This window comes from Methylobacterium sp. 2A (genome assembly GCF_009806555.1).
Lineage (GTDB): Bacteria > Pseudomonadota > Alphaproteobacteria > Rhizobiales > Beijerinckiaceae > Methylobacterium.
In genome coordinates, this window is the sequence record NZ_VUOK01000052.1 from 53,472 (window position 1) to 65,536 (window position 12,065).

Below are 12,065 nucleotides of genomic sequence, written 5' to 3' on the forward strand. Positions count from 1 at the left end.
CTCCGGGACGGTTCGTGCGAAGGGGCGGGTTCAGGCGGGAATCGGCTGCCGCCGGGCGCAAGCCGTGTAGGCCGCGTGGTGGCGCTCGGCGCAGGCACGCCAGGACAGGGTGGCGGCCCGGGCGCGGCCGGCCGCGCGCAGCCGGGCGCGGATCTCCGGCACCAGGGCCGCCGCCATGGCGTCGGCGAGGGCGTCCGGGGCGGCGGGATCGACGAACAGCGCGTCGGTCGGCGCGAGGTATTCGGTGAACGGCGCCCGGTCGGAGACGATCGCGGGCGTGCCGCACGCCATGGCCTCCAGCACGCACAGGCCGAACCCCTCCGTCCAGGAGGGGAAGGCCAGGAGATCCGCGCTCCGGTAGAGCGCCGGCATCGCGTCCTGCGGCACGGGACCCGTCTCGATGACGGCCGCGCCCGGGCCGAGCGTCAGGCCCGCTGCGTCGAGGGCGGCGCGGCAGCGGGCGCGGTAGGCCGCGTGGTCGAGGAGCGAGGCGCCCCCGGCGACGACGAGCTGCGCATTCGGAAAGCGGGCGTGCAGCCGGGCGAAGCCCGCGATGATGCCCAGGGTGTTCTTGCGCTCCTCGAAGCCGCCGACGCTCAGGACGAGCGGCCCCGGGCCGAGCCCCCAGCGATCGCGCAGGGCGGCGTCGGCCTCTGCCGGCGCCTCGCGGTACACCGACAGGTCGACTCCGTTGCCGACGATGCCGGCCTCCGTGCCGCGCTCGTCCCGGAGCCAGTCCGCCCAGAGCCGGCTGACGCAGAGCAGGCGACCGGCCTCCCGGATCGACCGCTCCTGCCAATCCGCCAGAACCGGATCGGCGAAGCGATCGACGTGGTGGACGGTGCGGACGAAGCCCGGGATCAGGCGCCGGCGCGTCAGGGTCGCGAGGGCGTTGCCGCCGATCCCGTCATGGGCGTGGAACACGTCGAAGTCGCGGGCCGCCGGTGTCGCAAAGTGGCGCAGGTACTCGTCGATGCGCGTGCGCACGAGCGCGACCGTCGAACCCACGACCGGCCGCGCCGCCACCGACACGGTTGGGCAGGCCGCCTCCCGGAAGAAGCCGCGTCCGGACGGGTCGGGGGCGTGGACCACCGCCTCGTGGCCCAGGGCGCACAGGGCCTCGGCCAGGGCGAGGCCATGCGCGACGCCACCCCGCGGATTGGTGGAATGGGTCAGGATGGCGACGCGCAGGCTTTTCACGGGGTGCCGTCCCGGCCGCAGCCGATCAGCGGGCCGGCCGCGAAGTCCCAGACCACGGCCTCGTCGGGCGAAGAATCCCGCACCCGGACGACCCGGCTCGCATCGAGGCGCCCGATCCGGGATGCCGCGATGCCGCGCGCTGCGAAGCGCGCGAGCACCGCCTGGGTCTGGTCGGGGCGCACGCTCACGAGGTAGCCGAAGCTCGGGAAGGCCGTCAGCCAGCGTGCGAGCGGGACGTCGTCGGGGCGCGGGATCGCGTCGAGGTCGATGACGCCGCCGACGCCCGAGCATTCGAGCAGCATCAGCGCCGTGCCGACGAGGCCGGCCATGCTGATATCCTTGGCGGCCCGGGCCAAGCCGTCCTCGGCGAGCCCCGGCAGCAGCGCGAGGTCGCCGCGCAGCCGGCCGCCCGGCGCGCCCGTCGCGGCGTCCCAGTAGGGATGCGGCTCGCGAAACCGCCCGCGCAGGTCGATCGCGGCGACGAGGTCGTCCCCGGGCGCGGCGTCGAAGCTCGTCAGCAGGCGCGGGCCCGCTCGCCCCAGCACGGCGACCGCGAGGTTGCCGGCGGTCGCGCGGGTGTTGGTGTGGCCGCCCACCACCGGCACGCCGTAGAGCGCGGCGGCATCGGACAGGCCGGCCAGGATCGGGGCCGCCGCCCCGGCATCCCGGCTCCACAGGGCGTCGACCACCGCGAGCGGGCGCCCGCCCATGGCGGCGACGTCGCTGAGATTGACCATGATGCCGCAATAGCCGGCGAAGTACGGATCCTCGGCCACGAAGCCCTCAAGGAAGCCCTCGATGGCCAGCAGCAGGTATCCCTCCCCGTCCGGGATCGCCGCGCAATCGTCGCCGACCGGGACCGCAGCGTGCCGGCTCCCCAGCCCGAGCCGTGCCACCACGGCGTCGATGTCGCGCTTGTGGCCGACCCCGCGTGCGTCACGGATCTGGCGGGCCAGGGCCCGGATGTCGGGGCCGGCGGTCACGCGGCCCTGCGCAGCGTGATCAGGCCGTGCTCGGGATCGTGCATCGGCGGATAGGCCGCGAGGTCCGCCTCCATCAGGCGGTGGGGCCGCCCGTGGAGGTCGAGAGCGGCGAGGCTCGTCCAGCGCAGGGCCTCGAACAGTGGGGCGTTCGCCTCCTGCACATGCGCCAGGAAGCGGGTGCAGCCGCGCGCATGGGCCGAGCAGACCGCGACCCGGATGAGCCCGGTGCCGAGTGCGGCGGTGCTGCGGAACGGCTTGGCGACCGCGAGGCGCGAGCCCCACCACGCGCCCGGACGCTCCGGGACTTCGTGGATGCGCACGGTGCCGACGACGGCGTCGGCGTCGCCGCCCAGTGTCGAGAGCGCGCAGATCGGGATGGCGTCGGCATCGACGGCATCCCGGTCGTCACCGTCGAAGAGGCCCTGCTCGGTGCAGAAGACCTGGCGGCGCAGGGCCGCGCAGGCGCGACGCTCCCAGCACGCCATCGCTAATTTCACGTGAAAACTGTTCGGCCGGTAGGGCGGCACGGGGTCGAACATCAGGCCGCCCCCGCGCGCTCGTAGGTGGAGAGCGCCGAACAGGCACCGCAGCGCCCGCAGCCGGCCTTGATGTCGGTCGCGCGCAGGTGCGCGGCGCCCAGCAGGGCGGCGAGCGGCTGCAGGATCGCGTGCATGACATCCGCGCCGGGGGCCGGGTGGCTCTCCAGCGGCGTGCCGGAGATCGGCACGAACGGCACCACGAAGGGGTAGACGCCCATCCCGATCAGGCGCTCGGCCATCGCGAGGATCGCCTCCGGCGCGTCGCCGAGGCCGGCGAGGATGTAGGTCGAGACCTGGCCGCGCCCGAAGACCGGCACGGCGGCCGCGAAGGCGTCGAAGTAGCGCTCCAGGGGGACGCTCGCCTTGCCGGGCATGATCCGCGCCCGGACCTCGGGGGTGACGGCCTCGAGATGCAGGCCGAGCGCGTCGATGCCCGAGGCCTTCATCCGCTCGAACCAGCGGTCGTCGTCCGGCGGCTCGCACTGGGCCTGGATCGGCAGATCGACCGCTTCCTTCACCGCGAAGGCGCTCTCGCACAGCAGGGCGGCGCCCCGGTCGGTGGCGTTCGGCGTGCCGGTGGTCATCACCATGTGCTTCACGCCGTCGAGCAGCACGGCGGCGCGGGCGACCTCGGCGAGCTGGGCCGGGCTCTTGTGCGCGATGGTCCGTCCGGCGGCGAGCGACTGGCCAATGGAGCAGAACTGGCAGGTCTTGGTCCGGCTCGCGTAGCGGATGCAGGTCTGCAGCACCGTGGTGGCGAGGACGTCGCGCCCGTGCAGTACGGCGATCTTGGAATAGGGCACCCCGTCGAAGGTCGAGAGCCCGTAGAAGCGGGGCTTGCCCGGGAAGGTGGCGCGTCCGATGACGACGCCCTCGTGCTCGATCACCGCGACCCCGTCGGCGTCCGGCCGGCGCACGAGGAAGGGCGAGTCGAAGGCGGTCGCGGTATGGACCGGCACCATCACGGTGCGGCCCGCGATCGTCATGGCCTTGTGGTCCGACGGACCGGCCCCGCCGCGGCGGCTCGGGGCTCCGGCGCGGCTGTCGGCCAGCCTAACGCCGTAGGATTGCAACGCGTTGATCAGCCGCTCCGTCGGCATCCCGATCAGCCCCGTCGCGACCGGCGAAGCGGGGGGCGGGCTCGTCAGGAACGGGCTGCTGCTCATGGTCGAGGCTCCGGGAGGCTGTCTGCGCGCCGGCCGGCTGATGCACGAACGCGGCCGGGCGGTCGTCGTGGCGGAGGCTCAGGAGTTCGGGCCGGGCGTAGTGGCCGACCGAATCCATCATCCGCTTGCGCTTGGTCACCAGCGCGAGATCCATGTCGGCGATCAGGATGCCCTCGCCGGGGCCGAGCGGTTCGGCGAGGTGCTTGCCCTCGGGCGAGACGATGGCGGTGCAGTTGCCGCCCCGGCAGGCGCCGCGCAGCCGCTCGTCGGGACAGACCTGCGCGACCTGCGCGTCGGTGAGCCAGCCGGTGGCGTTGACCACGAAGCAGGCTGCCTCCAGGGCGTGGTGGCGGATCGTCACCTCCATCTGGTCGGCGAAGATCTGGCCGACCAGCGAGCCCGGGAACTGCGCGGCGTGGATCTCCTCATGGCGCGCCATCAGGGCGTAGCGGGCGAGCGGGTTGTAGTGCTCCCAGCAGGCCAGCGCTCCGACCCGGCCGACCGCGGTCTCGACCACCGCGAGGCCGGCGCCGTCGCCCTGACCCCAGATCATGCGCTCGTGGTAGGTCGGGGTGATCTTGCGGCGCTTGAGCTTCAGCGCGCCGTCCGCGTCGAAGATCAGCTGCGCGTTGTAGAGCGAGCCGTGATCGCGCTCGTTGACGCCGAGCACGATCACGGCGCCGTGGCGGCGGGCGGCGGCCGAGACCGCCTGCGTCACCGGCCCCGGCACGGCGACCGCCCGCTCGTAGAGCTTCAGGTGCTCCGCGCCCTGCAGCGCAGGCGGCAGGACGAAGGAGAAGTAGGGGTAGTAGGGCACGAAGGTCTCGGGGAAGACCAGGAAGCGCGCGCCCTTGGCGGCGGCCTCGTCGACGGCGTTGAGCACGCGCTCCAGGGTCCCCTCCGGCCGGTCGAGGTCCGGCGCGATCTGGATTGCGGCCGCCCGCACGATCCGGGCCTCTGGCCGGCTCTCTGACATGGATGATCCTCCGGCGGGAACCGCGACCGCGTCACGCGCGGCCGCCGGCTGCGATGCGCACGCGTCAGACGGTCCAGGTGTCGATGATCACCGCGTTGTCGCGCTTGTGCAGGAGGATGCAGTCGAGCACGTCGAGGGGGTTGATCATGCGGATGCCCTCGATGAAGGCCGCCTCGCCGTGGCCGTAGAGGGCCTGGGTCGAGAACCGGCAGGCATAGACCTTGCCGCCCTCGGCCATGAACTTCTCGAGCTGGTTGTTGAAGTTGAGATGGCCCGGAAAAGCCTCGTCGCCGAGCCGCGGGAAGCCGCGCTGGACGCCGAGCGTGATGCCGGGGCCGTAGAGCAGGATCGAGGTCTCGAACCCCTTGCGCTGCAGGCGCGTCGCCTGGAGCAGGTTGACGAGGCCGATCGAGCCCTCGAACGCGACGGTGTGGAAGGTGACGAGCGCCTTCTGGCCCGGCTCGGCCTTCACGTCCTCGAAGACCTTCTCCTCGTAATCGACCAGGACGTCGCCCTTCTTGTGCGGTTCGCGGTTCACGGCTGGCATCGCTCACGCTCCTCGATGGGTTGGACCGCGGCAGAGGAAGCTGCGTGCGATCGGATCCTGTAATGGCAAGCGACATGCCAATTCATCTCGGGCGAATATGCATTCAATGCTCAGGCCAGGAATACATACAAATATCCATGCAATTTCCTCTGGTGATGATCCGATATCCGCGCCCGGACGCTCATTTCATCATCACGGATTGCACACGGGTAGCTCGCCACCTGCCGTTATAAGAACCACGGATTGTATGAATTGTATGGATTGTTCCGCCAATACCTGAAACCACCGGCGCGGTACGGCGCTTGCAGACCATACAATCAAGTCTTGATCGCATCTTGATGGTACGGGCGCGGAACCGATGAAGCCGACGGGGCAGGAGGGGCAGCCGGACGGCCGGACCGGTGCGGCGGATGTCTGGACCCCCGATCTCAAGCGCTGGGGCAAACCGCATTACCGCGCCATCGCGGAGGCCCTCGCGGACGACATCCGGTCGGGGCGCCTCGGCCCGGGCATGCGCCTGCCGACGCAGCGCGCCCTCGCGGAGGCGGTCGGGCTGAACTTCACCACCGTCTCCCGCGGCTACGTCGAGGCGCACAAGCGCGGGCTGATCGAGGGGCGCGTCGGCCAGGGCACCTTCGTGGTCGATCCGGCGCGGTCGGCCCGACCGGCCGGCCCCGTGCGGGCGAGCCGGGTCGGGCCGGTCGATTTCACCATGAACCTGCCGCCGGAGCCCGACCAGCCGGCGCTGCAGGCGCGCATGCGCAATGCGTTCGCGGAGCTGTCCGGCGACCTCGCCAACCTGCTGCGCTACCAGGGCTTCGGCGGGACCGACGACGACAAGGGGGCGGCCCTGCGCTGGCTCAGGGGCCGCGGGATCGTCGCGACGCGCGAGCGCCTGCTGATCTGCCCGGGCGGGCACAGCGCCCTGTTCGGCGTCCTGGCTCAGGTCGCGCGGGCGGGCGATACGATCTGCGCCGAGCGCATCACCTATCCGGGCATCCGGACGATGGCGGCGCATCGGGGCCTGCGCCTCGTCGGCCTGCCGATGGATCGGCACGGGATCGATCCCGACGCCTTCGCGGCCGCCTGCACCAAGGCCGCCCCGAAGGCGCTCTATCTCAATCCGCTGCTGCAGAACCCGACCACCGCGACCCTGCCCCGGTCGCGGCGCGAGGCCATCATCGCGGTGGCGCGCCGGTACGCCGTGACCATCATCGAGGACGACGCCTACGCGCGCATCTGCCCGACGCCGCCGCCGAGCTTCGCGGAACTCGCCCCCGAGATCACCTATTACGTGGCCGGCCTCGCCAAGTGCCTCGGCGCGGGCCTGCGCCTCGCCTATCTCGTGGCCCCGAGCGCCCGGGCCGCCCTGCCGCTCGGCGGCGCCCTGCGGGCCGCGACCGTCATGGCCTCGCCGATCGCGACGGCGCTGACGACGCGCTGGATCACCGACGGGACCGCGGAGGCCATCGTGCAGTTCGTCCGCGACGAATCGGCCGCCCGCCAGCGCCTCGCGGCCGCTCTGCTCCCGCCCGAGGCCTACACGGCCGATCCGCACGCCTTCCACGCCTGGATCACCCTGCCGGCGGGCTGGACGCGTTCGGCCTTCGCCAGCCAGGGCCGCTCGGCCGGCCTCGGCGTCGTCGCCAGCGATCCCTTCTGCGTGACGGGCACGCCCCCGGAGGCGGTCCGCCTCTGCCTCGGCGGTCCCTCGACCCGGCAGCAGATCACGAACGGCCTGGAGAGGCTCGCCCATGCGCTGGAGGGCTCACCGGCGCTGGCCTCGAGCTACATCTGATCCCGGGGCGACGCGGCCTCCGCCGACATCCGGCGGGCGCCGCGCAATCGCCCGGTGCGGCGCGCGAGACTCGGAAAGCACAGCGTATCGCCGGCGCGCGCCTCAGCGCCAAGTCTCACAGCGCCAAGTCTCACAGCGCCAAGTCTCACAGCGCCAAATCGTTCAACACCACGTCTCGATCCGGGTCCGATGGCGGGTGGCGTATGGCGGCCATCCGGGCCGAATGGCGCTTCACCGCCGACGAGGCCCGTATCAAGCTCGCCGCCTCCATCCGACAACAGAGGCGTGACAGAGCACGGCTGCCAGCGGGGCGGTTTTCGAGGGTCTTCCCGCGTACGAAGACCTCCGAGCCGTCAACAGATCTGGCTCGTGACCGTATCGCGCGCTTCCCAGCCGCGCCGGGGCCGGGTTAAGCAGGAGCGGCACAGGTCACCGCCAGAGATGACCGGCCCGCGAGGAAGCCCGAGAGGTCCGTCACGCCGCCGTCGCGGCGCTGATCGGCGTTCCTCGAATCCGCGCGGACCCCGCGACGCGTGACGAGGACAGGCCCCATGACTGGCCCGACGACTGGCTCCCCGGACGAGACCGCCCTGGAACGCGCGGCGATGCGCCGGATCGGATGGCGGCTCGTCCCGTTCCTGATCCTCGCCTACTTCATCTCGTTCCTCGACCGCGTGAATGTCGGCTTCGCGGCGATCCAGATGAACCACGAGGTCGGCCTCTCGGCGACCGTGTTCGGCTGGGGGGCCGGGATCTTCTTCCTCGGCTATTTCCTGATGGAGATCCCCAGCAACCTGATGCTGGAGCGCTTCGGGGCGCGGCTGTGGATCGCCCGGATCATGGCGACCTGGGGGCTGATCTCCGCCGCCATGGCGCTCGTGCAGGGGCCGTGGTCGTTCATCGGCCTGCGCTTCCTGCTGGGGCTCGCCGAGGCCGGGTTCTTCCCCGGCGTGATCCTCTATCTCACCTACTGGTTCCCCTCCGCCTACCGGGCGCGGATCATCGGGATCTTCATGATCTCGATCCCGATCTCGTCCTTCCTCGGCTCGCCGATCTCGGGGGCGCTCCTCAACGTGACCGGGCTGGGGCTCGCGGGCTGGCAGTGGCTGTTCATCCTCGAAGGGCTGCCGGCGGTGCTGATGGCGGTCGCGGTCCTGTGGCTGCTGCCGGATGGCCCCCGCGACGCGGCCTGGCTGCCCGCGGCCGAGCGCGACTGGCTGGAGCGGCAGCTCCGGGCCGAGGCGGCGCGCAACGCGAAGCGCGGGCAGGCGGCCAAGCCGCCCCTGTGGGAGATCCTGCGCGACCGGCGGCTCGCCCTGTTCGCGGCGATCTATTTCGGCTCGACGGCGAGCAGCTACGGGCTCTCGTTCTGGACCCCGCAGATCGTCAAGAGCTTCGGCCTCGGCAATGTCGAGACCGGCCTCTTGAACAGCATCCCGTACGGCTTCGCATCGGTCGCCATGATCCTCTGGGGGCGGCACAGCGACCGGATGGCCGAGCGGCGCTGGCACCTCGCGCTCTCCTTCCTGGTCCTGGCGCTCGGGCTCGCGGGCGGCACCGTGCTCACCGGGCTCGGGCCGGTGGTCGCGGCGCTGACCGTGGCGGCGGTCGGCGTCTACATGCTGAAAGGTCCGTTCTGGGCGCTCGCCACCGAGCAGATGCCCCCCGCCACCGCGGCGGCGAGCATCGCGGCGATCAACGCGGTCGGGAATCTCGGCGGCTTCCTCGGCCCCTACCTGATCGGCGCGATCAGGGACGGGACCGGCAGCTTCACCTTGAGCCTCCTGCCCCTGGTGGCCTTCGCGCTGCTCTCGGCCGCCCTGTCGCTCGTGCCGGGCCGCGCCCCGCAGCCGGAGGCGGGCGCCCGCCGGCCCTCGGCGGCCTGATCGCCGCGCGAACCGGTGCGGCGAACCTCCGGTTAGCCCGGTGTCGCCGCCGCGCGGCCGAGCCAGGAGCCGATGTCATGGATCTGAACACCACCGTGCGCGACGCCATCCTGGCGGAGCTGAAGCGCCAGGCGGAGGCGGAGGATCCCGCGCCGACGGTCGATCTGTCGGAGCCGGGCTACGCGCGGATCGCGGGTCGGATCGATCTTGAGGCGCTGATCATGGTGGTGGCGGGCGCCCTCGCGGGCGGTCCGTGACGGGATAGGACCTCATCCACACGCAGCGAGGCCGCCCCCTCGCGGAAGCGGCCTCGCCGATCGTCAGCCCGGGAGAGCGGCGGACCGGCAGGCCGGTCCGCCGCTCCCGTCGGGGGCTCTCAGTACGAGCCGAACTTGTAGTTCAGGCCGGCGCGGACGACGGCGAACTCGTCGGAGCGACGGCCGACGCCGCTGTAGACGACCGGGAAGTTGTTGGCGGCGTTGATGACGAACGCGCCCTGGTTGCGGTTGTTGTGGTCGAGGTTGACGTACAGGCCTTCGACCTTGAGCGTCACGGCCGAGGAGCGGAAGAAGTTCAGGAACGAGTCGGTGGGGAGCGCGTACTCGATGCCGCCGCCGACCGCGTAGCCGGTGCGGAAGCTGTCGTTGCCGGCGTAGCCACCGAACGAGCGATCCGAGGAGCCCGAGCCGTAGGCGAAGCCGCCGGTGCCGTACACGAGGGTGCGGTCGAAGGCGTAGCCGAGGCGGCCGCGCACGGTGCCGAAGTAGTCGAGGCTCGACAGGCCGCGCGGGTCGGTGACGTAGTAGCCCGGAGCCACGGCGCCGCTGATGAAGGCGTTGTTCCGGTTGCGGCCGAAGTCGAGGTACTGGGCGTCGGCCTCGATGCCGATGACCACGCCGGAGCCCGGGGTGAACTGGTAGTTGTAGCCGATCTGGCCACCGCCGGAGAAGCCGTCCTGGCTGCGGTCGCGGAAGGTGGCGACGGTGCCGGGGGCGGCGTAGGGGAAGGGCACGCCGAAGCTCGAGCCGGTCGAGCGGCTGGAGGCGTCGAAGGCGTAGCCGGCGTTGATACCGAAGTAGGCGCCGGTCCAGGTGAACACCGGCACGGGGGTGAACACCGGCGGCGGGGCGGCGCGGCGCGGCAGGTCGGCGGCCGAGGCGGCGCCGGTCAGGAGAGCCGTGGCGGCGCTCGCGAGAAGAAGCTTCTTGATCATCGGGTCCTCTGTCTCCCGTTGGGCGGGATGTGTGCCGGGCGACAAGAACGTCAGGATGCGTTCCGGCGATAGTGCAGGAATGCAACAGCGTGGGTGAGCCCCCGAACCCCACAGCCGAAAAGTGCGCTGGAGCACATCATGGCGCCGACTCGATTGGACGAGGTGGAACTATTAAGGGATCTCTGCCGCGGCACGGACTCTTTATATTTTGTTCATGCGTTCGATCGCGCGCTCTTCTGGGTAGGTCGATACAATGTCCGGTCCGGAGGGCCGCGCACCCGAGAAATCCTATCGCAAGTTGTCGTCTTCCATGTCCGGGGCACGCATATTGCGAAAGCACGGGGGTGTTGCCCAGACGCCGAGCCGAATCCCGGCATGCCTCAACCGCGTGGACGGGCCTCGGATGGTCTCCTATCTCTCCGGCATGGCTGAGACGCATTTCCGCCCGGATTCGGGCTTGGCGTTGGCCGCCGGCTCGCTGGAGGCTGCCGCATCCCTGGAGGAGATCGTATCCGTTCTCCGGCGGAACACGCGTGAAATCGTCGGCTCCGACGGGGTCGCGGTGGTTCTGCGCCAGGGCGACACCGTCTTCTACGCGGCGGAGGACGCGATCGAGCCGCTCTGGCGCGGGCGCCGGTTCCCGCTGGCGGATTGCATCTCCGGCTGGTGCATCCTGAACGGCGAGACGGCGATCGTGCCGGACATCGAGTCCGATCCGCGGCTGCCCGCAATGGCCTACCGCATGACGTCGATGCGCAGCCTCGTCATGGTCCCGATCGGCGTCCCCGACCCCGTGGCGGCCCTTGGCGCCTACTGGTGCGCCTCCGTCATCCCGGATGACGCGACCGTCTGCCGCCTGGAGGCGCTGGCCCAGCAGGCCGCGGCCGCCCTCGTGCGGATACGGCTCCTCTCCGACGCGATCGGCTCGCGGGCGCCGGAGCACCCCTCCGGTCCGTGAGGCCCGCGAGCCGCCGGCCGCATCACCCCTGTGCCGGGCGCGGGATCGTTCGGCCGTCCCGGTTGTTCTTCGGCTTCCCCGACTTGGTAGGAAGTTTGACGGCTCCCCATGAAGCGCCTCGTCCTCGCCGGCATCTTCGTCGCTCTGTTGCTCGCCATCGTGGCCATCGCGGCCACGTGGTCGAAGGTCACGCCCGTGACCCCGGCCGTCGCGCCCGATACCTCATCGACGCCCAACCCGACCGGCGAGCGGAAGTAGGGGGGCGGTCGGCCTCCGACGGCCCCGGCGCGGATCCCGTCCGCGGCCGAACGCACCGCGCGAGCCTGCGATCTGCCGGGAACATGCGCGCGGCTGCGGCCTTGGCCTTCTGACGGCTGCCTGGCGATCCGTCTGGAGGGTGCGAGAGGGCCATATGGGACAGGATGTCGACGCGGCCCGCGAAGCCTTCGGGTCAGTGCCACCGGGACGGCCGGCCCGACCCGCGGAGGAGACCGATCCGGCGGTCGGCGGCAGCGGCCCGCACGCGCCGGGCCCCGCCGCTCCCGAAGCCCAGGCCGTGCCCGAGACCGGCGGTTACGATACCCGGCCGCCCCGGCCCGGGCCGGACAACCGCAAGGGCGGCCACGGCGCGGGTTAGAGCGTCCCGGTGTAGCAACCGCGAAAGTCCTTCGCGGCGCAGGTCCTTGAGCGTGACGGGGATATCTGTGGGCGGCTGCAGATGGCGGCCGGATCGACAGATGAACATCACAAAAGATCGGATTTCGGAACGTCTTGTACCGGTGAAGAATTGGTCGTTCCG

General features: G+C 71.4%; 13 protein-coding genes. 6 read left to right on the plus strand and 7 right to left on the minus strand.

Annotation, left to right across the window (positions count from 1 at the left end):
• Positions 1-30: 30 nt before the first annotated feature.
• The 6 genes from FVE89_RS23025 to FVE89_RS23050 form a co-directional block, all read right to left on the minus strand.
• Entirely contained in the window at positions 31-1,200 is a 1,170-nt protein-coding gene (locus FVE89_RS23025; protein ID WP_160536596.1) for an MSMEG_0565 family glycosyltransferase, read from the minus strand.
• On the minus strand, positions 1,197-2,183 hold the full coding sequence (locus tag FVE89_RS23030) for a sll0787 family AIR synthase-like protein (protein ID WP_160536597.1): 987 nt from the start codon (positions 2,181-2,183) through the stop codon (positions 1,197-1,199). The genes FVE89_RS23025 and FVE89_RS23030 overlap by 4 nt, the downstream gene beginning before the upstream one ends.
• On the minus strand, positions 2,180-2,725 hold the full coding sequence (locus tag FVE89_RS23035) for an MSMEG_0567/Sll0786 family nitrogen starvation N-acetyltransferase (RefSeq protein WP_160536683.1): 546 nt from the start codon (positions 2,723-2,725) through the stop codon (positions 2,180-2,182). The genes FVE89_RS23030 and FVE89_RS23035 overlap by 4 nt, the downstream gene beginning before the upstream one ends.
• Positions 2,722-3,822, minus strand: a complete 1,101-nt coding sequence (locus tag FVE89_RS23040; RefSeq protein ID WP_160536684.1) for an MSMEG_0568 family radical SAM protein — start codon at positions 3,820-3,822, stop codon at positions 2,722-2,724. Before FVE89_RS23040 ends, FVE89_RS23035 begins: the two co-directional genes overlap by 4 nt.
• A complete protein-coding gene (locus FVE89_RS23045) occupies positions 3,776-4,864 on the minus strand; it encodes a Nit6803 family nitrilase (RefSeq protein WP_160536598.1) in 1,089 nt (362 codons plus the stop codon). The genes FVE89_RS23040 and FVE89_RS23045 overlap by 47 nt, the downstream gene beginning before the upstream one ends.
• A 64-nt stretch (positions 4,865-4,928) precedes the next feature.
• Positions 4,929-5,411 carry an MSMEG_0572/Sll0783 family nitrogen starvation response protein gene (locus tag FVE89_RS23050; protein WP_012317268.1) on the minus strand — a complete coding sequence of 161 codons (483 nt, stop codon included), beginning with the start codon at positions 5,409-5,411 and terminating at the stop codon, positions 4,929-4,931.
• A 358-nt stretch (positions 5,412-5,769) separates the two neighbouring features.
• On the opposite strand from FVE89_RS23050, the gene FVE89_RS23055 reads away from it, so the two are divergent.
• The 3 genes from FVE89_RS23055 (at position 5,770) to FVE89_RS23065 (ending at position 9,352) form a co-directional block, all read left to right on the plus strand.
• Positions 5,770-7,209 (plus strand): PLP-dependent aminotransferase family protein, encoded by a 1,440-nt coding sequence (locus FVE89_RS23055; protein ID WP_160536599.1) that lies wholly within the window; start codon positions 5,770-5,772, stop codon positions 7,207-7,209.
• Between the two features lie 551 nt (positions 7,210-7,760).
• On the plus strand, positions 7,761-9,095 hold the full coding sequence (locus tag FVE89_RS23060) for an MFS transporter (RefSeq protein ID WP_160536600.1): 1,335 nt from the start codon (positions 7,761-7,763) through the stop codon (positions 9,093-9,095).
• Between the two features lie 77 nt (positions 9,096-9,172).
• The gene (locus FVE89_RS23065; RefSeq protein WP_160536601.1) at positions 9,173-9,352 is read left to right on the plus strand and encodes a hypothetical protein; all 180 of its coding nucleotides are present in this window, start codon (positions 9,173-9,175) and stop codon (positions 9,350-9,352) included.
• 119 nt (positions 9,353-9,471) lie between these two features.
• On the opposite strand, the gene FVE89_RS23070 is transcribed toward FVE89_RS23065, so the two are convergent.
• Entirely contained in the window at positions 9,472-10,308 is an 837-nt protein-coding gene (locus FVE89_RS23070; RefSeq protein ID WP_160536602.1) for a porin family protein, read from the minus strand.
• 424 nt (positions 10,309-10,732) lie between these two features.
• Between FVE89_RS23070 and FVE89_RS23075 the strand changes: the two genes are divergently transcribed.
• The 3 genes from FVE89_RS23075 to FVE89_RS23080 all read left to right on the plus strand — a co-directional run bounded on the left by FVE89_RS23075 (position 10,733) and on the right by FVE89_RS23080 (position 11,903).
• Positions 10,733-11,266 (plus strand): GAF domain-containing protein, encoded by a 534-nt coding sequence (locus FVE89_RS23075; RefSeq protein ID WP_160536603.1) that lies wholly within the window; start codon positions 10,733-10,735, stop codon positions 11,264-11,266.
• Positions 11,267-11,374: 108 nt separating this feature from the next.
• Positions 11,375-11,524, plus strand: a complete 150-nt coding sequence (locus FVE89_RS30655) for a hypothetical protein (RefSeq protein ID WP_202131021.1) — start codon at positions 11,375-11,377, stop codon at positions 11,522-11,524.
• A gap of 154 nt (positions 11,525-11,678) precedes the next feature.
• A complete protein-coding gene (locus tag FVE89_RS23080) occupies positions 11,679-11,903 on the plus strand; it encodes a hypothetical protein (RefSeq protein WP_160536604.1) in 225 nt (74 codons plus the stop codon).
• Positions 11,904-12,065: the final 162 nt, after the last annotated feature.

Excerpts from the sequence above, each read along its gene's own strand:
- FVE89_RS23040 (WP_160536684.1), bottom strand. The coding sequence starts at position 3,822 with ATGCCGACGGAGCGGCTGATCAACGCGTTGCAATCCTACGGCGTTAGG.
- FVE89_RS23045 (WP_160536598.1), bottom strand. The coding sequence starts at position 4,864 with ATGTCAGAGAGCCGGCCAGAGGCCCGGATCGTGCGGGCGGCCGCAATC.
- FVE89_RS23050 (WP_012317268.1), bottom strand. The coding sequence starts at position 5,411 with ATGCCAGCCGTGAACCGCGAACCGCACAAGAAGGGCGACGTCCTGGTC.
- FVE89_RS23055 (WP_160536599.1), top strand. The coding sequence starts at position 5,770 with ATGAAGCCGACGGGGCAGGAGGGGCAGCCGGACGGCCGGACCGGTGCG.
- FVE89_RS23060 (WP_160536600.1), top strand. The coding sequence starts at position 7,761 with ATGACTGGCCCGACGACTGGCTCCCCGGACGAGACCGCCCTGGAACGC.
- FVE89_RS23065 (WP_160536601.1), top strand. The coding sequence starts at position 9,173 with ATGGATCTGAACACCACCGTGCGCGACGCCATCCTGGCGGAGCTGAAG.
- FVE89_RS23070 (WP_160536602.1), bottom strand. The coding sequence starts at position 10,308 with ATGATCAAGAAGCTTCTTCTCGCGAGCGCCGCCACGGCTCTCCTGACC.
- FVE89_RS23075 (WP_160536603.1), top strand. The coding sequence starts at position 10,733 with ATGGCTGAGACGCATTTCCGCCCGGATTCGGGCTTGGCGTTGGCCGCC.
- FVE89_RS30655 (WP_202131021.1), top strand. The coding sequence starts at position 11,375 with ATGAAGCGCCTCGTCCTCGCCGGCATCTTCGTCGCTCTGTTGCTCGCC.
- FVE89_RS23080 (WP_160536604.1), top strand. The coding sequence starts at position 11,679 with ATGGGACAGGATGTCGACGCGGCCCGCGAAGCCTTCGGGTCAGTGCCA.